Annotated in this window: 17 protein-coding genes; 12 read left to right on the top strand and 5 right to left on the bottom strand. The window is 61.3% G+C overall.

What is annotated here, in order from left to right; genetic code table 11:
- Positions 1–20 precede the first annotated feature (20 nt).
- Together AAAK34_RS00670 and AAAK34_RS00665 are read right to left on the bottom strand one after the other, a co-directional pair.
- Complete coding sequence (locus AAAK34_RS00670) at positions 21–1,559, bottom strand: acetyl-CoA hydrolase/transferase family protein (protein ID WP_231697701.1); 1,539 nt, start codon at positions 1,557–1,559, stop codon at positions 21–23.
- 158 nt (positions 1,560–1,717) lie between these two features.
- Positions 1,718–3,937, bottom strand: a complete 2,220-nt coding sequence (locus AAAK34_RS00665) for a malate synthase G (RefSeq protein WP_231697700.1) — start codon at positions 3,935–3,937, stop codon at positions 1,718–1,720.
- 153 nt (positions 3,938–4,090) lie between these two features.
- On the opposite strand from AAAK34_RS00665, the gene AAAK34_RS00660 reads away from it, so the two are divergent.
- From AAAK34_RS00660 to AAAK34_RS00645, 4 genes are all read left to right on the top strand, one after another.
- Positions 4,091–4,999 carry a LysR family transcriptional regulator gene (locus AAAK34_RS00660; RefSeq protein WP_231697699.1) on the top strand — a complete coding sequence of 303 codons (909 nt, stop codon included), beginning with the start codon at positions 4,091–4,093 and terminating at the stop codon, positions 4,997–4,999.
- A gap of 177 nt (positions 5,000–5,176) precedes the next feature.
- A complete protein-coding gene (locus AAAK34_RS00655) occupies positions 5,177–5,626 on the top strand; it encodes a DUF2214 family protein (RefSeq protein WP_231697698.1) in 450 nt (149 codons plus the stop codon).
- 32 nt (positions 5,627–5,658) lie between these two features.
- Positions 5,659–7,326, top strand: coding sequence for a glycosyltransferase family 39 protein (locus AAAK34_RS00650; protein ID WP_231697697.1), 1,668 nt, complete (start codon positions 5,659–5,661; stop codon positions 7,324–7,326).
- A 13-nt stretch (positions 7,327–7,339) separates the two neighbouring features.
- Positions 7,340–8,200: a ChbG/HpnK family deacetylase gene (locus AAAK34_RS00645; protein ID WP_431777625.1), complete on the top strand. Its 861-nt coding sequence runs from the start codon at positions 7,340–7,342 to the stop codon at positions 8,198–8,200.
- On the opposite strand, the gene AAAK34_RS00640 is transcribed toward AAAK34_RS00645, so the two are convergent.
- Positions 8,184–8,555, bottom strand: coding sequence for a GtrA family protein (locus tag AAAK34_RS00640; protein WP_231697695.1), 372 nt, complete (start codon positions 8,553–8,555; stop codon positions 8,184–8,186). The genes AAAK34_RS00645 and AAAK34_RS00640 overlap by 17 nt on opposite strands.
- Before the next feature lie 18 nt (positions 8,556–8,573).
- Entirely contained in the window at positions 8,574–9,554 is a 981-nt protein-coding gene (locus AAAK34_RS00635; RefSeq protein WP_431777624.1) for a glycosyltransferase family 2 protein, read from the bottom strand.
- Positions 9,555–9,769: 215 nt separating this feature from the next.
- Here AAAK34_RS00635 and argS point away from each other — a divergent pair, with 215 nt between their 5' ends.
- From argS to AAAK34_RS00595, 8 genes are all read left to right on the top strand, one after another.
- Positions 9,770–11,443, top strand: coding sequence for an arginine--tRNA ligase (gene argS / locus AAAK34_RS00630; protein WP_231697693.1), 1,674 nt, complete (start codon positions 9,770–9,772; stop codon positions 11,441–11,443).
- 14 nt (positions 11,444–11,457) lie between these two features.
- Positions 11,458–12,270 (top strand): SPOR domain-containing protein, encoded by an 813-nt coding sequence (locus AAAK34_RS00625; protein ID WP_431777623.1) that lies wholly within the window; start codon positions 11,458–11,460, stop codon positions 12,268–12,270.
- Positions 12,271–12,430: 160 nt separating this feature from the next.
- Complete coding sequence (locus AAAK34_RS00620) at positions 12,431–13,054, top strand: thiol:disulfide interchange protein DsbA/DsbL (RefSeq protein ID WP_231697692.1); 624 nt, start codon at positions 12,431–12,433, stop codon at positions 13,052–13,054.
- A 163-nt stretch (positions 13,055–13,217) separates the two neighbouring features.
- Positions 13,218–13,847: a lipopolysaccharide transport periplasmic protein LptA gene (gene lptA, locus AAAK34_RS00615; RefSeq protein ID WP_431777622.1), complete on the top strand. Its 630-nt coding sequence runs from the start codon at positions 13,218–13,220 to the stop codon at positions 13,845–13,847.
- A 23-nt stretch (positions 13,848–13,870) separates the two neighbouring features.
- Complete coding sequence (lptB, locus tag AAAK34_RS00610) at positions 13,871–14,644, top strand: LPS export ABC transporter ATP-binding protein (RefSeq protein ID WP_231697738.1); 774 nt, start codon at positions 13,871–13,873, stop codon at positions 14,642–14,644.
- Between the two features lie 59 nt (positions 14,645–14,703).
- The gene (rpoN, locus tag AAAK34_RS00605; RefSeq protein WP_231697691.1) at positions 14,704–16,290 is read left to right on the top strand and encodes an RNA polymerase factor sigma-54; all 1,587 of its coding nucleotides are present in this window, start codon (positions 14,704–14,706) and stop codon (positions 16,288–16,290) included.
- Between the two features lie 11 nt (positions 16,291–16,301).
- Positions 16,302–17,603 (top strand): THUMP domain-containing protein, encoded by a 1,302-nt coding sequence (locus AAAK34_RS00600; RefSeq protein ID WP_231697690.1) that lies wholly within the window; start codon positions 16,302–16,304, stop codon positions 17,601–17,603.
- Between the two features lie 36 nt (positions 17,604–17,639).
- Positions 17,640–18,053 (top strand): putative toxin-antitoxin system toxin component, PIN family, encoded by a 414-nt coding sequence (locus AAAK34_RS00595; RefSeq protein ID WP_231697689.1) that lies wholly within the window; start codon positions 17,640–17,642, stop codon positions 18,051–18,053.
- Here the strand turns inward: AAAK34_RS00595 and AAAK34_RS00590 are convergent.
- Complete coding sequence (locus AAAK34_RS00590) at positions 18,050–18,952, bottom strand: branched-chain amino acid ABC transporter permease (protein WP_231697737.1); 903 nt, start codon at positions 18,950–18,952, stop codon at positions 18,050–18,052. The genes AAAK34_RS00595 and AAAK34_RS00590 overlap by 4 nt on opposite strands.
- Positions 18,953–18,963 lie beyond the last annotated feature (11 nt).

Genomic DNA, 18,963 nt, shown 5'->3' with positions numbered 1-18,963 from the left:
CCCGCCTTTTTTGTTTGCTCTCAGGAGCGCATGCTGCCTTTTTCGAGGTACCGCTGGTGCCAGCTTAGCGCCTCGGTGAGAAGGTGCGGCGTATGCTGACCATTGGCGCCGGCGCGGGCGCGCTCCATGTAGTCGGTGAGGGCGTCATGGTAGTCCGGGTGGGCGCAGGCTTTGATGATGGCGCGCGCGCGCTGCTGCGGCGCCAGGCCACGCAAGTCGGCCAGACCGCGCTCGGTCACAATGACCTGCACATCGTGTTCCGTGTGGTCCACGTGGGAAGCCATGGGAACGATACAGCTGATGGCGCCGTCCTTGGCGACTGAGGGCGACATGAAAATCGACAGATAGGCATTGCGCGCAAAATCGCCGGACCCGCCAATGCCGTTCATGATGGCGCTGCCCATCAGGTGCGTACTGTCCACGTTCCCGTAGATGTCGGCCTCGATCATCGCATTCATCGCGATCAGGCCCATGCGGCGGATCAGTTCGGGGTGGTTGCTAATTTCCTGCGGCCGGATGACGATGCGGTCTTTGAATTCTGCGACATGCTCGTTGAAATAAGCCGCTGCGTCGGGGCTGAGCGACAGCGCCGTGCATGAGGCGGTGTCCAGCTTGCCGCTTTTCAGCATGTCAAGCATGCCGTCTTGCAGCACCTCGGTATAGGCATTCAGGTGCTCAAAAGGGCCATTGTTCAAGCCGGCCAGCACAGCGTTGGCTATGTTGCCCACGCCCGACTGTATGGGTAGAAGGTCTTTTGGCAGGCGGCCTTTCTTCACCTCATGCTGCAGGAACTCGATGATGTGCGAGGCGATGGCGTTGGAGTTCGCGTCAGGCTCCGCAAACTTGCTGTTGCGGTCGGGGGCGTCTGTTTCCACCACCGCAATCACTTTGGCTGGGTCGCAGCGCAGATAGGGCTCGCCGATACGCTGGCCGGGCTCGGTCATCAGGATCGGTTGGCGGTGCGGGGGCACGGCGGTGCCGTAATAGATGTCGTGCATGCCCTCCAGTGCGGCAGGCTGACGACGGTTGACCTCCAGGATCACGTAGTCTGCCTGGTCGATCCAGGTCTTGTTGTTGCCCACTGAGGTGCTGGGCACCAGGCGGCCGTCGGGCAGAATCGCGGCCACTTCGATCACCGCCACGTTCAAGTGGCCCAGGAATCCGAACCACACAAACTGGGCCACGTGCGACAGGTGTATGTCGACATACTGCATATGGCCGCTGTTGATCTGCGAGCGCACCGTGGGGTCGCTCTGGTAGGGTAGGCGCATGTCGATGCCATTGACCTTCGCCAGCGCGCCGTCCAGTTCGGGTGCGGTGGAAGCACCCGTCCAGAGGCCGATACGAAAGGGCTGCCCTGCTGCTTGCGCGGCCTCAATGTGCCGGGCTAGCGCTAGGGGTACTGCCTTTGGGTAGCCGGCGCCGGTAAAACCGCTCATGCCGACGTTCCAGCCGGGCTGGATCAGGGCCGCAGCCTGTTCGGCCGACATGAGCTTGGCGCGCAGGCCCGCGTGCTGGATGCGGTCAGCCGTGCCGAGTTTTGGGGAACGTGTGTTCATGGGTGTACTTATCTTTGGTTGCACCCCTCGGCCACGCCGCCCCGTGAGGAAATCAGCTTGACCGCAAACGCAAGGGGTTTAAGATTAGGGTTAACCCGTAGTGTAGTGGCAACCGCAATCCAGCGGAGGCGGGCGATGTTCGCCCCTGCTGACTGGGCTCAAGCCTTGGCTTTTACCTTTTGGCGCCAAGCATGCAACAACGGTTCTGTGTAGCCGCTGGGCTGCTCTACGCCCTTGAACACCAGATCGCACGCGGCCTTGTAGGCTGCAGACTTCTTGAAGTTTCCGTGCATCGGGCGGTAGTTGGGGTCGCCCGCATTCTGCTGGTCCACCAAGGCGGCCATGCGTTCCATAGTGGCTTTCACCTGACCCTTTTTCACCACCCCATGCAGCAGCCAGTTGGCCATGTGCTGGCTGGAAATGCGCAGCGTGGCGCGGTCTTCCATGAGGCCAATGTGGTGAATGTCGGGCACTTTGGAGCAGCCCACGCCTTGATCTACCCAGCGCACCACGTAGCCCAGAATGCCCTGGGCGTTGTTGTCGAGCTCTTGTTGACGCTCGGCCTCGGTCCATTTGGCTTCGGTAACCACAGGAATGCTCAGCAAGCCAGTCAGCAACTCATCACGCAGGGCGTTGATATCGGCCTGCTCAAGTTCTTCGAGAAGTTGCTTCTGCACATCGCTCACCAGCACCTGGTGGTAATGCATGGCGTGCAGCACTGCGCCGGTAGGGTTGGGTACCCAGGCGGTGTTGGCACCGGCTTTTGGATGGCCGATCTTCTGCTTCATCATCTCGGCCATCAGGTCGGGCGCGGCCCACATGCCCTTGCCGATTTGCGCCTTGCCCGACAAGCCGCATGCCAAGCCCACCAGCACGTTGTTGCGTTCATAGGCCTGGATCCAGGCGCTGGTCTTCATGTCGCCTTTGCGGTAGACGGGCCCTGCCTGCATGCAGCTATGCATCTCGTCGCCCGTGCGGTCCAGGAAGCCTGTGTTGATGAAGGCCACCCGGGCCTTGGCCGCCTCAATGCAGGCCTTGAGGTTGACGCTAGTGCGGCGTTCTTCGTCCATGATGCCGAGCTTGACCGTGTTCTCGGGCAGGCCCAACACTTTCTCCACACGTCCGAACAGCTCACTGGCGAAGCCGACTTCTGCCGGGCCATGCATTTTGGGCTTGACGATGTAGACGCTACCCGTTCGAGAGTTGCGGATGCCATTGACGCCTTTGCCTTGCAGGTCATGCATGGCAATGGCGGTGGTGACGGCGGCGTCCATGATGCCTTCTGGTATTTCCTTCCACTCGCCTTCGCAGTTTTTCCAGAGAATGGCGGGGTTGGTCATCAGGTGGCCCACATTGCGCACGAACATGAGCGAACGCCCGTGCAAGCTGACGCTGCCTTTGCCACCGGGTGCGGTGTAGACACGGTCGGGGTTCAAGCCGCGCGTCATGGTCTTGCCACCTTTGTCGAACGCTTCGGTCAGCGTGCCGCGCAAGATGCCCAGCCAGTTACGATAGCCCAGCACCTTGTCTTCGGCGTCAACAGCAGCGACCGAGTCTTCAAGGTCAAGGATCGTGGAGACAGCAGCTTCCACCACCAGATCACTCACGCCGGCGGGGTCGTTCTTGCCAATGGCCGATTTTGGGTCGATGCGGATGTCCAGATGCAGTCCGTTGTGCACCAGCAGGATGGAAGACGGCGCTTTGGCTTCACCCTGGTAGCCAACAAACTGGGTGTTGTCGACGAGCTTGCTGCTCTTGCCGCCTTTGAGCTTGACCACCAGTTCGCCGTCTTTCACGACATAGCCGGCTGAGTCGACATGCGAGCCCTTTTTCAAGGGCGCGGTGCGGTCCAGCACGTGGCGCGCCCACTCGATCACCTTGGCGCCACGTTTGGCGTTGTATTTCACGCCTTTTTCAAGCCCCTTGGTTTCGGGGATGACATCGGTGCCGTAAAGCGCGTCGTACAGGCTGCCCCAGCGCGCATTGGCGGCGTTGAGGGCGTAGCGCGCGTTCAGAATGGGCACCACCAGTTGCGGGCCAGCTTGCACAGCCAACTCTTTGTCGACGTTGGTGGTCGTGATCTGCACTTTGGCGGTGTTGGGTACCAGGTAACCAATGCCTTCAAGGAAGGCACGATAGGCGCGCATGTCCGTGATGGGGCCGGGGTTGGCGCTGTGCCAGGTGTCCAGCTCCTTCTGCAGGCGATCGCGTTCGGCCAGCAACGCCACGTTCTTGGGCGCCAGTTCCGTCACGAGGTCCGACAAGCCCTTCCAGTAATCGGCGGATGAAACACCCACCTCAGGCAGGACTTCCTGATTGACAAAATCGTAAAGTTCGGTGGCGACTTGCAGATCGTGAATGTGGGTGCGTGCGGTCATGTGATGCTCTTGAAAAATCGGATGCGATGGCATTTCCTGATAGTGACTGTATTCGATTTGTTTTGAGCATAAAAGATACGAATAAATCTAAAAACATTTGACTAAAACGCAAAAATAGAAAGTTCGCCTCGCGCCAATGCCGATAATTCGCGCATGGATAAGCTCAAGGCGTTCGAGACATTCACTTCCGTGGCCACGCGGGGCAGCCTCAGCGCGGCCGCTCGTGCCGAAGGCGTGGCGCCTGCGGTGGTCAGCCGCCGGCTCGATGCGCTGGAGGAACACCTGGGGGTGAAGTTGCTCGTGCGAACCACCCGCCGTATCGCACTCACGCATGAGGGTGCTGCATTCCTGGACGACTGCCAGCGCATTCTTGCGGAGGTGGCTGGCGCCGAAGCCAGTGTGTCCGCGGGCGGTGTGCATGCCAGCGGGCATTTACGTATTACCGCGCCGGCCGGTTTCGGGCGCCGCCACGTGGCTCCGCTGTTGCCGAGCTTTCACGCGGAGCACCCGCGTTTGCGCATTTCCTTGAATCTTTCAGACCGTGTGGTCGATCTGGCCGGTGAAGGCTACGACTGCGCCGTGCGGGTAGGGGATTTGCCTGATTCGTCACTCATCAGTGTGCGTCTGGCTGACAACCAGCGCTTGTGCGTCGCTGCGCCTCAATACCTCATGCGCCGCGGCACGCCCCAGCATCCGCGTGACCTCGCGCAGCACAATTGCCTGGTGCTCTCAAGCGACGCCTCGCAAACCCGGGGGTGGGCCTTTAGCGAGGGAGGCGAAGTGAGCTACCTGCGCCCCGATGGTTCTCTGGACTGCTCCGACGGCCAGGTGTTGCACGATTGGTGTCTGGCGGGGCATGGCATCGCCTGGCGCAGTACCTGGGAGGTGGAGCATGAAATAACCGCCGGTTTGCTGGTGCCCATCCTGCAAGATTTTGCCGCCCCGCCCAACGGCATCCATGCCATCTTGCCACACCCCACCAGACACTTGCCGCTGCGGGTGCGCTTGTGGGTGGAGTTTCTGAAGGCCCGCTACGGTGACCCTGCCTTCTGGCATGGCTAACAATGGTCATCTTCCTGGCATCGCCGAGCTCCAGCCCGGCAGCCGCGGAGTCTGCCGAGTGCGCGGCTTTCGAACTCCAATTCGATGGCCTCATCAGATGCTGCCCGCGTCGCTGTAAAAAGTTTGGAGTCCTGCGTTTAGCATTCACACCTCCAAGAATCACATACAAAAGCTCACATGACCGAAGCGTGGCTCGCCTTTTTTCACATCAGCGCCTTTCTGGCCTGGGTTGTTTTCGCCTCCAGCCAGGCCGCGCTGTGCCGCGTGGAGTGGCTGAACGAGGCGGTGGTGCGTCGTCTCGCGCGGCTGGACCGGATTCTCTGGATCGCCACGGTTGCAGTGCTTCTCTCAGGCCTGGCGCGGGTGTACTGGGGTGCGAAAGGGGCCACCTGGTACTGGAGCAACCCACTCTTGCACTTGAAGCTGACGCTCTTCGTGGTGGTGGCGCTGATGATGATCGGTGCCACACGCCGAATCGCGCGCTGGCAACAGGCGCTCGGCGCCGGCGGCAAGCTGCCACCTGACGCAGAAGTGCGTGGTGTGCGGCGGCTCGTGATGATTGAAACGCATCTGGTGGCGCTACTGCCCTTGGCCGGCGTGTTCATGGCGCGCGGGTTTGGCTCTTGAAGGCGCCCATCGAAAATCAAAGGTACAAGAAAATGTTCGCTGCAGGTGCCAACTCGCACCCTAACTCGCACCCTTATTCTGCTGGCGAAGGACCGTTGGTTCTCAATGAATCGCGCCTGCCGTGGCTGCTCGGCATTTTTGGCGCGGGTTGGTTGTTCTTTCTGGCCTGGTGCGCCCTCACGCCGCCGTTCGACAATATCGAGCAACTGATCTGGATGCGTTCGCTGGAGTGGGGCTACTTCAAGCACCCTCCGCTACCCACTTGGATACTGGCAGCCGCATCTTGGGTTGTGCCAGCCGGCCCGCCCTTGACCTATTTCCTCGGTGCCTGCTGCATTCTGGGAGCGCACGCGGTCTTCTGGCATGTACTTAGAGACGCGCACGGCCCTCGCGTGGCTACAGCCATGCTGCTGGCTTCCCTGTGCATCACGTTCTACAACCAGCGGATTCACTTTTACAACCACAACGTGGTGATGATGCCGGCGATCGCCGTATGCGTGGCCATGATGTGGCAACTCACGCGGCGTTCCAGCCATTTTGCGCGGGCTGCCTTGCCTCCCGGAACGCATGCGCAGGCCGGATTGCACCATACGCCACCTGGCGGGAGTGGTGTGTGGTGGGCTTGGGCCGTCATTGGCGTTGCCATGGGACTCGGCATGCTCGTCAAATACCAGATGGCGCTGGTGGGCATCTGCATCGGCTTGTGGTGGCTGCGCATGCGCTGGTGGCGCGAGCCTGGGCACCGCTGGGGTCTGCTGCTGGCGAGCGTGATCACCAGCGCCATTTTCCTGCCGCACCTGCTTTGGCTGATTCATCACGACTGGCTGCCATTGCGCTACGCCGAGAAAAGCTCGCTTGGCGTCGCGCTGTCGCCCCTCAAGCGGCTGACCAGTTCACTCACGTGGGTGGCAGACTGGCTGTTGAACCGTTCGATGCCCGCCTGGCTGGTGCTGGGTGCGACCGTAGGCTGGGCTGCCCGTAGATCATCCAAGAATCGCGCCGGCGCCGCGGAGGCGCAGCGTGCACCGACGGACTCTCCGGACGCCGCGCCGCCACCCGTGTGGCGGCAATTCTGGCTGCTTTTCGGGCTTTTCCCCCTGCTGTCAATGGCGGCGCTCGGTCTAGGCTTCGGGGCTGATCTGCAAATGCATTGGGGTACCGCGTTCGCCATGTGGACACTGACGGTGCTCCTCGCACTGGCGCCAAAAACGCTGGTGCTCTTGCGCACGCCTGCAGCCATGCGGGCGGTCTGGGTGGCTTTTGCGGTGATTCAGACGCTAATCGTGCTGCAGTTCTGGGTGAGCTCTCCGCGTGGTTTGCCCGCGTACAAGACAGGGCACTGGCCGCATTTTCCGTCGCAGGAAATTGCAGACAAACTGGGCCCGATAGCGCGCGCAGAATTGGGCGGCCCCATAGACATCATTGCGGGCCGATCCGCCATAGCGGGCGCCATTGCCCTGCGCCTGCCGGAATGGCCCAAGGTTTTGATCAACGGCGATTTGCAGACCAGCCCCTGGATTTCTGCCGAAGAACTGAAAAACGCCCGCGTGATTGAAGTTTTTCCGGCGCTGGAGTTGCCACCGGGTGCGCATTGGCTAGGACGCGGCTTCGCCTGGCGTGTGGGCCTATCTCCGTTGTCTCGGCTACAAGCCAAGGATCTGCGTCCCACAGAGCCTGAACCCGCGCGCAATGGCAACTAAATCAAGCCCTCCCGTGGCAATCCCTAAGCCCGAAAGGCGCTTGGTGCTTTGCGCCGATGACTATGGCATGAGTGCGGCGGTTTCTGAGGCAGTATTGCGGCTGGTTCGTGAGCGCAATCATCCCGACCACACCGAAGCGCGGGGCTTGGGTGCCACCAGCGTCATGGTGCTTTCACCGCGGTGGCACGAAGATGCGCGCCCGCTGTCAGAGCTGCGTGGCATGCTGGATGTGGGTCTGCACCTTGACTGGACCAGCGAATTCGCTTTGGCGGCGGGCCATGGCCTGGGCTTGGGCGCGGCCATGCGACGTGCATTGTTCAGCGGTTTTGATCAGGCGGCTGCGCGCATCGTCATAGAGCGACAACTCGATGCCTTCGAAGCTGCCTGGGCCGCACCGCCCGACCATATTGACGGCCATCAGCATGTGCAGCAGTTTGCCGGCATACGCCAGGCTCTGGTGGAGGTGGTGGCTCGGCGCTATGGCGCCCGGGCGCCCTGGGTGCGCGTGTCACGCCCGCAGGCCCGGCTAGATGTCAAAGGTCAGGTCATCGCCGCATTAGGTGCAAACGCGCTGACATCCGCTGCCGCGCGAGCCGGCCTGCCCGTTAGCCACACGCTGAGCGGCATCTACGGCTTTGAGTCACAGCCCGGTGCGTACGCCCGCCATATGGCGCAGTGGCTGGCGCAAGCGCCTGACGGCGCCTTGCTGATGTGTCACCCCGCCACCAAAGCCGAAGCCGGCGATGAGATCGGCCCGGCGCGTGTGCGCGAGTTTGAGTTTCTGGCTGGCCCGGCTTTTGCCGAACAGCTCCAGGCGTCGGGCGTGCGGCTGGTGCGTGGTTCAGGGCTTTATGGGGTCAGGCCTGGCGCTTGAAGGCCCACCAGCGGCTCAGCACGAAAGTCTGTCCGGCCGCCAGTAGCATTGCAGTGAACAGCGCCAGCCAGGCTGACCAGCCCAAGCCGCGCAGCAGCAGTGTGAACACGACTTCGTTGGTGGTAAACCCTCCCAAAGCCGTCACGCCAAAGCGCATTAGGCTTTGAATCAGTGAGGTGCCTGCGTCCTGAAAGCTTAGCAGTCGATGGCCCGCGAAGCTCACGAAAAAGGCTACAACGAAACCCAGGGCGTTGGCGGCCTCCGGCCACATATACGGCTGCGCCAGCCCGAACACAAGTGCATGGGTAAGGGCGGCGGTCACACCCACCACGAGAAACCAGGGGATGGAAGACATCAGTTAAGGAGGATCAAATCAGGAGTGAGATGTGGTTTGGCCATCGTCCAGGCCTTCCCCGACACGCGAGGCCACAAGGTAGTTGGGGCGCTGCTTGACCTCGTCATAGATGCGCGCCACGTATTCGGCCAGCAGCCCGATGGAGATCAGTTGTACCCCGCTCAGCAGCATCAAGCCGACCACCAGGGTGGCATAGCCCGGAACATCGATGCCCAGCCAGAAATACTCGATCACCACCCAGCCGCCGTAACTCAGTGCCAGCACGGACAGCAGCAAACCCAGCAGCCCCACTACGCGTAGCGGCGCCGATGAAAACGCCAGCAGTCCTGTGACGCCCAGGCGAAAGGCACCGCGCAGGCCGAAGTTACTCTCTCCTTCTTCGCGCTCGAGAGGTTCGTAGTCGATGGCCGTGGAAGGAAAACCCACCCAGGCATACAAGCCTTTCATGAAGCGGTGGCGTTCAGGCAGGGCGTTGATTGCCTGCACCACTTGCCGATCCATCAGCCGGAAGTCGCCCGCGCCTGCAGGGATCTTCACGCGGTTGCCGAAGTTGACCAGTTGATAGAACAAGCCCACCAATCGCTTATGCAGGCCGGATTGGTCCTGGCGCGATCGCCGCACGGCGTAGACCACGTCGCTCCCCTGCCTCCATTTTTCAAGCATGTCGGGTAGCAGCGAAACGGGGTGTTGTCCGTCGGCATCCATCATCACGACCACGTCGCCACGCGTGGCCTCAAGCCCCGCCGTCAATGCGGCCTCCTTGCCAAAATTACGTGACAGATCGAGAAGGCGCACCTGCGGGTGAGCCTCGCACAGCGAGCGCGCAACGGCACCGGTGGCGTCCCGGCTGCCGTCGTTGACGATGATGATCTCCACCTGTGGCGACAAGGCCGTCAGCCACTCCAGCACCCGCGTCACCACCACTGCCAGGCCGCCGGATTCGTTGTAGGCGGGCATGACACAGGAAATGCTGGGCGTTCTTTGAGTTCTATTTGACATAGGCAGGATCATGCCAAAAAGCTAAGAGCGTGTTCAAAGTCTCCTCGCGGGTCCGTTGCGCCCGAAAAACCGCGTCTGCGGCGTTGAAAATCCTCGTGATACCACGAGGTATCCCTGCGTTTTTCGCCTTGCAGCCACAGCTTTTCGAACACAACAGCCCTCGCGCAGAGACTTTGAACACGCTCTGCGCCTCCAGCCACCGGTAAAATCCGCAGATGTCATCTGTCAAGAAGGAATTGCTCGCCGCGCTCGCGGGCGAGCTGGAGAAGCTTGCGCCCGGCACCGGTGCGCAGGCTTCATTCGAATCACCCAAGCAGGCCGCGCATGGCGATTTGGCCTGCAACGCTGCCATGCAGCTGGCCAAGCCGCTGAAAATGAATCCGCGCGCGCTGGGCGAACAGCTCAAGGCGGCGCTGGAGGCCACCTCGGCGTTCACACGCTGGGTAGGGGCCATTGAGATTGCCGGGCCAGGTTTTCTCAACCTGCGCCTCACGCCCGCCGCCAAGCAGCAGGTTGTACGCGAAGTGCTGCAACAGAAAGCCCAATTCGGCAGCGTACCGGAAGGCGAAGAGCGCGTGTTGGTCGAATTCGTTTCGGCCAACCCCACAGGGCCGCTCCACGTGGGCCACGGTCGCCAGGCGGCGCTCGGCGATGCGATCTGCAACTTGCTTCAAACGCAGGGGCAGCGCGTGCACCGCGAGTTCTACTACAACGACGCCGGCGTCCAGATTGAAACCCTGGCCAATTCGGTTCAGTTGCGCGCGCGCGGTTTCAAGCCGGGTGATGCCCAGTGGCCTGAGGCCGCCTACAACGGCGACTACATTGCTGACATCGCCGCCGATTTCCTGGCAGGTAAAACCGTGCAGGCGGACGACCGCAGTTTCACCGGCAGCGGTAACGTCGATGATCTGGACGGTATCCGTCAGTTCGCCGTTGCTTACCTGCGCCATGAGCAGGACAAAGACCTGCAGGCGTTCTGCCTGAAGTTCGACGAGTACTACCTGGAATCAAGCCTCTACACCAGCGGCAGAGTCGAGGCCACCGTCAAGCGCCTGATCGACGCGGGCAAGACCTACGAGCAAGACGGTGCCCTTTGGCTCAAGACCACCGACTATGGTGACGACAAAGACCGCGTCATGCGCAAGACCGATGGCGGCTACACCTACTTCGTGCCCGATGTCGCCTATCACATCACCAAATGGGAGCGCGGCTTCCATAAGGTTGTCAATATTCAGGGCACTGACCACCACGGCACCATTGCGCGAGTGCGTGCGGGCCTTCAAGCTGCCGGGGTGGGCATCCCGGCGGGCTACCCCGATTATGTGCTGCACACCATGGTGCGTGTGGTCAAAGGCGGCCAGGAAGTCAAAATCAGCAAGCGCGCCGGCAGCTACGTGACCCTGCGCGACCTGATCGAATGGACCAGCGCCGATGCCGTTCGTTTCTTCCTGCTCTCTCGCAAGCCTGACACCGAGTACACCTTCGACGTCGATCTGGCGGTAGCCAAGAACAATGACAACCCGGTGTACTACGTGCAGTACGCGCACGCTCGTATTTGCTCGGTGCTCGAAGCCTGGGGAGGGGACACCAGCACCCTGCTGGCGGCCAACCTTTCGCCGCTCGACACCCCCGCCGCGCAGGCCCTGATGCTCCAACTGGCCCGTTACCCCGACGTACTGGCTACTGCTGCCCAGGACTTCGCACCGCACGACATCACCTTTTACCTGCGTGATCTGGCTGCCAGCTACCACAGCTACTATGATGCAGAGCGTATCCTGGTAGACGACGAGGCGGTGAAGAAAGCGCGCCTGGCGCTTGTCGCCGCTACGGCTCAGGTGTTGCACAATGGCCTGTCGGTGCTGGGTGTTTCCGCCCCTAACAAGATGTAACCGTTATCAGCGACATGAAATCAGAGAACCTAGGAGCCTTTCGGGCCTGGAGCGCCGAAGGCGAAAATGGGCCGCAGCCAAGGCAGTTTGAGCTGAGTTCGCGGACCCTCGGTTTCAAGAGACAGGCGGGCGGAACATTCCTGGGCGTGATCCTTGGCGTCATGGTGGGTTTGGCCGCTGCGCTGGGCGTTGCCATTTACGTGGCGAAGGTGCCCGTGCCTTTCGTCAACAAGAACTCCCCGCGCTCAAGCGGCCAAGACGCTGCCGAAGCTGAGAAAAACAAGAACTGGGATCCCAACGGCGCACTTCGCAGTCGTAGCAGTGCACCGCCGTCTTCGCCAGCCGTCAGCGGCACCGTGGCTCCAGAACCCCCGCCACAGCTGATTCCCGTACCCGCCGAGGCGGCCCCAGCTGCCGTGCCACCGCCCGCCGAGGTAAAACCCCGCACCGAGCGTCCTTCCAGTACCGCGTCGGCGCCTGTCTCACGCCCCCCTGCTGCATCGGCTGCGCGACAGCCATCTGCCGACCCGCTCGGCGATCTGGCGGCCGCGCGTGCCGGCGGCACGCCACCAGCAGCCACTGCGGTGGATCCTTTCTCCTACTTTGTGCAAGCTGGCGCCTTCCGTAACTCTGACGACGCAGAAGCGCAGCGGGCGCGTCTTTCGCTGATGGGTGTCGAAGCCCGCGTCACCGAGCGCGAACAGGCCGGACGCACCGTTTATCGCGTGCGCGTGGGCCCATTCCAGAACAAGGATGCCGCCGATCGTGTCAAGGATCGCCTGAGTGGTAACGGTTTTGATGCTGCCCTGGTGCGAGTGCAGCGCTAAGTCACGATCAATGGGTTGGCCTTTATGGCGTTGCGTCAGCCACGAGATTTTCCCAATTACTTAATAATCTACCCTGAATCACCTTGGCATTCGCCGGTTGCGGAACTCGCAGCTCGCTCGCCGGCTCTTATAGCCTGTTGAAATTGGAGGCTTGTTCCTTATGAATCGTCGTGAATTTACCTTTGGTGCCGCTGTGGCGGGATTGCCAGGACTGCTTGCTCTGCCGGCACATGCCCAGAACTCAAAAGGCTACGTGGAACTCAGCCAGCGGGCGCCGATCGATGCACCTGAAGGACAGGTCGAAGTCATCGAGTTCTTCTCCTACGGCTGCGTTCACTGCATGAACTTTGAGCCCATCTTCAGCGCCTGGAAGAAGAGTGCACCGAAGAACGTTGCGGTTCGTCGCGAGCATGTCGGTTTCCAAAGCAGTTTTGAACCGCTGCAGCGCATTTATTACGCATTGGACGCGCTGGGCGAGGTCGACAAGGTGCACGCCAAAGTCTTCGCAGCGCTGCAGAAAGAGCGCAAGCGCGTCGATCGTCCCGATGTGCTGTTCCCCTGGATCGCAGAACAGGGCGTGGACCGCGCCAAGTTCGAGCAAGCCTATAAGTCCTTCGGTGTGGCCAGCAAGGTTCGGCGCGCAGTGCAACTGCAGGAAGCTTACAAGGTCGAGGGTACTCCGGCCTTGGGCATTGCCGGTCGTTACTACACCGACGGCTCATTGGCAGGCGGCTTTGAGCGCATGCTGCAAGTTACCAATCAACTGGTCAAACAATCCACTTGATCGGAGTTCTCCGAGAGGGCCGGCATTGGCCCTCGCACATCAGCCCGCTGAGCATGCGGGCTTTTTTTGAGGTCGACGCCTGTTGGCGCAAACTTGGCAATCCCGTCGAGGCTTACAATGAGCCTTGCAGTCCAAGCAAAAACCGTGCCTTAAACCTATTGCAATGAAATCTCAAGCTTTTCCGTTGCCGTCCAGATTGTGGGCTAGCTTATCCGTGCTGCTACTGTTGCTGAGCGTTTTCGCGGGGTCAGTCCGGGCTGAGCAGGCGGATCGCGAGAAGCCCATGAACATCGAATCCGATGCACTGCGGTATGAAGACCAGCAGCAACTCAGTACATTCACGGGTCGGGTGGTAGCCACCAAGGGCACCATTGTGATGCGCGGCGCGCGCCTGGAAGTGCGGCAAGACGCGGCAGGCAACCAATTTGGCGTGATGCATGCGGAGCCTGGCAAGCGTGCTTTCTTCCGCCAGAAGCGCGAAGGCCTGGACGAATACGTCGAAGGCGAAGGCGAAACCATCGAGTACGACAGCAAGACCGATATCGTGCGTTTTCTGCGGCGCGCCGAGATGCGGCGTCTGACAGGTGCCACGGTGCAGGACCAAGTCACGGGTGCGGTCATTGTCTACAACAACACCACCGAGGTTTATACCGTTGACAGTGCCCCGCGCGCAGGAGGGTCAGGCCAGGTCGGCGGGCGCGTACGAGCCACATTGGCGCCGCGCGGCGCACCGACGCCAGCTCCCGCGGAGCCTGGTGTGACCCTGCGGCCATCCATGGGGCAGCCAAAGTGACAGGCCAGACGGACGTTGCCTTTGTGGCTCCCGCTGCGGAAGCAGCAGCGCCCGGCTCCAGTCGCCTCGAAGTGCGCGGACTACGTAAGAATTACGGCGCCAGGCGTGTGGTGCACGACGTGTCGCTTACGGTGAACAACGGCGAGGTGGTCGGTTTGCTGGGGCCGAACGGGGCAGGCAAGACCACTTCGTTCTACATGATCGTCGGACTGGTGCGGGCAGATGGCGGGCAGATCAGTATCGACGGCCAGCAGATCGAGCACATGCCCATCCACCGGCGCTCACGGCTGGGGCTTTCATATCTGCCCCAGGAAGCGTCGATTTTTCGCAAGCTCACGGTGGCCGAGAACGTGCGTGCGGTGCTTGAATTGCAGGTAGACGAACAAGGCCACCCGCTGTCCAAGGCAGAGGTGGAGCGCCGCCTGACGGAGTTGCTGGAGCAACTGCACGTTCATGATCTGCGCGACTCTCCAGCACCAGCTCTCTCGGGCGGTGAGCGTCGCCGCGTGGAAATTGCCCGTGCGTTGGCCACGCAGCCACGTTTCATATTGCTGGACGAACCCTTCGCCGGGATTGACCCGATTGCCGTGATCGAAATCCAGCGGATCATCGAGTTCCTTAAGCGCCGGGGCATCGGTGTGCTCATCACTGATCACAACGTGCGCGAGACGCTGGGCATCTGCGATCACGCGGTGATCATCAGCGAAGGTCGCGTGCTGGCCGCCGGCACGCCAGCGGAGATCGTGGATGATCCGGAGGTCAGGCGCGTGTACCTGGGCGAGCATTTCCGACTTTAAGCAGAGGATTCTGGCTTGTCACGTAAAGCGCTGTATTCGTCAGCCGGGCACATACAGGCATGAGACCCGGACTTTCCCTTCGCGTATCGCAACACCTTGCGCTTACACCGCAGTTGCAACAGTCCATCCGGCTTCTACAGCTGTCCACGCTGGAGCTGGCCAGTGAGGTTGAGCAGATGCTCGACGACAACCCCTTCCTCGAACGGACCGAGGAGGATGCCGTGCGCGAGGAGTTCGGCCTTGCGCATGCCGATTCACGCGTCAGTGACGGCGATCGCGCAAGCGAGCAAAGTTTCGACAGCGCAGCGAGCGACTCGAGTGACTCCGGTGATCCTGTCGAGATGGGAGACGCGCAGTCTCTGGTTGCTGAAAGCTGGGAGGGAGACGGCAGCGTGGAAGCCGTGCCCGATGATGCCGAGTGGGGCGGCGACGCGCCGGCGCGTCGCAACAATCTCGAAGGCGACGACGAGCTCGACGCCGGCGAGCGCGGCGCTCCCCAGGAATCCCTCACCGCGCATCTGCATCGCCAGGCGCTGTCCTTGCGTGTCAATCCGGAAGATGCGGCTGCCGTACGTTTCATGATCGAGTCGCTTAACGACGACGGTTATCTGGAAGAATCGCTGGCCGAGCTTGCCGCCACGCTCATCGATGAGCACGACGATCAGGACCAGATGGAAGAGCTGGTGCATCGCCTGACCTTGGCGCTGAAACTGGTGCAATCGCTGGAGCCGGCCGGTGTGGGCGCGCGAAATCTGACTGAATGCCTGACGCTCCAGCTCAAGAGCCGCCAAGCTGAACGCGGGGTAGAACCCGAGGAACAATCACGCCTTGCAGTGGCCCTGAAAATCTGCGCGCAGCACGGCGCCATGGAGTTGCTGGCCAAGCGCGATGCCCGGCGTTTGGCTCAGCTCACGGGCGAGGGTGAAGATATGGTGCGCTCTGCCATGGCGTGCATTGTGCGGCTGGAACCCAAGCCGGGCCGGCGGTTTGCGGATGTCACCCGCAACGCGATCTTGCCGGATGTCATTGTCACTTCCATTGGTCAGGGTGCACAGCAGCGTTTTCGCGTGCAACTTAACCCCGACGTCATGCCGCGCCTGCGTGTGCATGACATCTATGCCAACGCGCTGCGCGGCGGTCGCGGTAGCGACACCCACCAGGCTCTTACGCAACGGCTGCAGGAGGCGCGCTGGTTCATTCGGAACATCCAGCAGCGTTTTGATACGATCCTGCGTGTTTCGCAGGCGATTGTTGAGCGGCAGAAGAACTTCTTCGTTCATGGCGAGCTTGCCATGCGCCCCATGGTGCAGCGCGAGCTTGCCGATGAACTGGGTGTTCACGAATCCACCATCAGCCGCGTGACCACCGCGAAGTACATGGCCACGCCGCGGGGCACCTTCGAGCTGAAACACTTCTTTGGTTCCGCACTGGGCACGGAAGCTGGTGGCAACGCTTCCAGCACGGCGGTGCGCGCACTCATCAAGCAGTTTATAGCCTCCGAAGATCTCAAAAAGCCACTCTCAGACAATCAGATCGCCGAAATGCTCAAGGAGCAAGGCATTGACTGCGCGCGCCGCACGGTCGCCAAATATCGTGAAGGCCTACGCATTCCGGTGGCGAGCTTGCGCAAGGCAGTGCAGTCTTGACGGACAAGTAAATGAACAACCTCACCCTATTCCTGCCTTGCGCCGCTGGCGTCGAGGGTTTTCTGGCTGACGAAGTGCATGGCCTCACCGGTTTGGCCGGCGACGATCTGCTCACGGTACGAGCCGGAGTTCGCGTCCACACCGACTGGGCGGGCGCGCTTCGCCTCAACCTGCACAGCCGCCTTGCCCAGCGTGTGCTGATTGAGTTGGCGCATGGACCCTATCGGGATGAGTCCGATCTTTATGCCTTGGCCTCAAGCGTGGCATGGGAAGAGTGGTTCACGCCTCGGCAAAGCTTTCGAATTGAACTCACAGCGCAGCACAGCCCACTCAAGAGTCTGAATTTCGCCACCCTGCGCATCAAGGATGGCGTGGCCGACCGTTTTCGCCAGGGCAGTGGGGTGCGTCCCAGCATCGACACGCATGCGCCCGACGTGCGGTTGCACGCGCACCTGACGCCTGACACGGCCACTCTCTACATCGACACTTCGGGCGAGCCGCTGTTCAAGCGCGGTTGGCGCCAGGACAAGGGCGATGCCCCCTTGAAGGAAACCCTGGCCGCCGCCATGCTGGCCGCCAGCGGATGGTGGCAGCCAGCGACGCGTACGGTGCAGGATGTGCCCTTGTATGACCCCTGCTGCGGCAGCGGCACCATCGTGATTGAGGCGGCTCAGATAAAGCTCGGGCTACTAGCTGGCGGGCAGCGTCGTTTTGGCTTCGAGAATTTGCGACCATTTGATCGAACCACCTGGAATGCCATGAAAGCCGAAGAGGCTCGCCCGCAAGCCCAAGGCGAAGGTGGCGTACAGAGCATCGACGTATTCGGCAGCGACGTGGCCCACCGCATGGTCGATTTTGCCCAACGCAATGCCGAGCGTGCCGGTGTGGCCCATGCGGTGCAATTGCGTGGTGGCGACGCGCTGCAACGCATGCCGCCCAGTGCTCAGCCGGGCATCATCTTGATGAACCCGCCCTATGGCGAGCGAATAGCAGCCGCGGGCGTTGCAGGTCAAGGGCGGGAGGCGTTCCAAAGCGGAACTCTGGCGCGTGCGCGCGCCGGCGAAGACGGAACTCAGGCGGGTGCAGACATTGACGCCGGAGACGATTTCTTTCGCCAACTCAGTGCCCACTGGAAATCCCACTACGCTGGCTGGACGGCATGGCTCCTGACGCCTGATCTCAAGCTTCCTGGCCGCCTGCGTTTGAAAGAGTCGCGCCGGGTGCCTATGTGGAACGGCCCGATCGAGTGCAGGCTGTTCCGCTTTGATCTGACGGCGCGGTCACAGCCACAGCCACAGCCGAGCAGTCGGTAGGAATGCACTTGGCGTTTCATGGTTCTTGCAGGTCGAATGACAACCAAGCTTGTTATTGATACCAATGTCGTTCTGGATCTGCTCGTGTTCGCGGATCCGGCGGCACAGCCTTTGCAGGCAGCCCTGCGGAACCGGCAGGTCACTTGGCTGGCCAGTTCTGGAATGCGGGTCGAACTGACGCGAGTGCTCGGCTACCCTCGGGTAGCGCCCCGTCTGGTGGGGGCGGGCCTGAATGCAATGGCGGTATTGGAAGAATTTGATCGATTAGTCGATCAGGTTGAGCACGCCCCGAGAGCGCCCTGCCGTTGCTCGGACCCGGATGATCAACTCTTCATCGATCTGGCGGTTCAGCACGGTGCACTGTTGCTAAGCAAGGATGCTGCGGTTCTTGCCCTACGACGGCCACTTCAAGGGCTCGGCGTGCGCGTGTTGTCCGCGTGGCCTGGCTAAAGCGATTTCTTCAGCCAGGCTCCGATTTCACCCACAATACCCCGCCTGAAGAGCAGTACGCATACGACAAAAATGGCGCCCTGGATCACCGGAACCCAGGAGCCCAGCTCGGCAAGGTAGTTCTGCATCGTGACAATCACCGCTGCACCCACCACGGGGCCAAAAATTGTGCCCATGCCGCCCAGCAGGGTCATCAGAATGACTTCGCCGGACATGCTCCAATGAACATCGGTCAACGATGCCAGCTGAAACACCAGTGACTTGGTGGCGCCGGCCATTCCTGAGAGCGCCGCAGACAGCACAAAAGCACGGTGCTTGAATTTTTCGGCGTCGTAGCCGAGAGAGATGGCACGGGGCTCGTTTTCACGAATCGCCTGGAGCACTTGCCCGAAGGGTGAGTGCACGATGCGGTAGATCATCAAGAAGCCACCCATGAAAATGCAAAACACCAGTGCATACATGGCCAGCGGCTGTGAGAGGTCTATCAGCCCGAAAAGCCTGCCGCGCGGCACAGCCTGAATGCCGTCTTCGCCGCCCGTGAAGGGTGCTTGCAGACTGAAGAAAAACACCATCTGGGCCAGTGCCAGCGTAATCATGGCGAAATAAATGCCCTGACGGCGAATGGCCAGGAGCCCGGCGATCCATCCCAGAGCCGTTGCGCAGAGCGTGGCGAACAAGATCGCCAGCTCAGGCGTGAAACCCCACACTTTGGCCGCATGTGCCGCTGCGTAGCCGGCGCCGCCCAGAAACATGGCATGCCCGAACGAAAGCAGTCCGCCAAAGCCGAGCAACAGGTTGAAGGCGCAGGCAAACAGCGCGAAGCACATGACTTTCATCATGAACGCCGGATAGATGCCTACCAGGGGCGCCACGGCGAACGCAATCGCCATGGCGATCATCACGTTGCGGT

Origin of the sequence: Ottowia caeni, from assembly GCF_050821495.1 — a bacterium.
Taxonomy (GTDB): Bacteria; Pseudomonadota; Gammaproteobacteria; order Burkholderiales; family Burkholderiaceae_C; genus Ottowia; species Ottowia caeni.
This window is presented reverse-complemented; position numbering and strand designations above follow the sequence as displayed.

Bases quoted from the DNA above. Each gene is read 5' to 3' on its own strand.
- AAAK34_RS00670 (WP_231697701.1), bottom strand. From the start codon at position 1,559: ATGAACACACGTTCCCCAAAACTCGGCACGGCTGACCGCATCCAGCAC.
- AAAK34_RS00665 (WP_231697700.1), bottom strand. From the start codon at position 3,937: ATGACCGCACGCACCCACATTCACGATCTGCAAGTCGCCACCGAACTT.
- AAAK34_RS00660 (WP_231697699.1), top strand. From the start codon at position 4,091: ATGGATAAGCTCAAGGCGTTCGAGACATTCACTTCCGTGGCCACGCGG.
- AAAK34_RS00655 (WP_231697698.1), top strand. From the start codon at position 5,177: ATGACCGAAGCGTGGCTCGCCTTTTTTCACATCAGCGCCTTTCTGGCC.
- AAAK34_RS00650 (WP_231697697.1), top strand. From the start codon at position 5,659: ATGTTCGCTGCAGGTGCCAACTCGCACCCTAACTCGCACCCTTATTCT.
- AAAK34_RS00640 (WP_231697695.1), bottom strand. From the start codon at position 8,555: ATGTCTTCCATCCCCTGGTTTCTCGTGGTGGGTGTGACCGCCGCCCTT.
- AAAK34_RS00635 (WP_431777624.1), bottom strand. From the start codon at position 9,554: ATGTCAAATAGAACTCAAAGAACGCCCAGCATTTCCTGTGTCATGCCC.
- argS (WP_231697693.1), top strand. From the start codon at position 9,770: ATGTCATCTGTCAAGAAGGAATTGCTCGCCGCGCTCGCGGGCGAGCTG.
- AAAK34_RS00625 (WP_431777623.1), top strand. From the start codon at position 11,458: ATGAAATCAGAGAACCTAGGAGCCTTTCGGGCCTGGAGCGCCGAAGGC.
- AAAK34_RS00620 (WP_231697692.1), top strand. From the start codon at position 12,431: ATGAATCGTCGTGAATTTACCTTTGGTGCCGCTGTGGCGGGATTGCCA.
- lptA (WP_431777622.1), top strand. From the start codon at position 13,218: ATGAAATCTCAAGCTTTTCCGTTGCCGTCCAGATTGTGGGCTAGCTTA.
- rpoN (WP_231697691.1), top strand. From the start codon at position 14,704: ATGAGACCCGGACTTTCCCTTCGCGTATCGCAACACCTTGCGCTTACA.
- AAAK34_RS00600 (WP_231697690.1), top strand. From the start codon at position 16,302: ATGAACAACCTCACCCTATTCCTGCCTTGCGCCGCTGGCGTCGAGGGT.
- AAAK34_RS00595 (WP_231697689.1), top strand. From the start codon at position 17,640: ATGACAACCAAGCTTGTTATTGATACCAATGTCGTTCTGGATCTGCTC.
- AAAK34_RS00590 (WP_231697737.1), bottom strand. From the start codon at position 18,952: ATGATCGCCATGGCGATTGCGTTCGCCGTGGCGCCCCTGGTAGGCATC.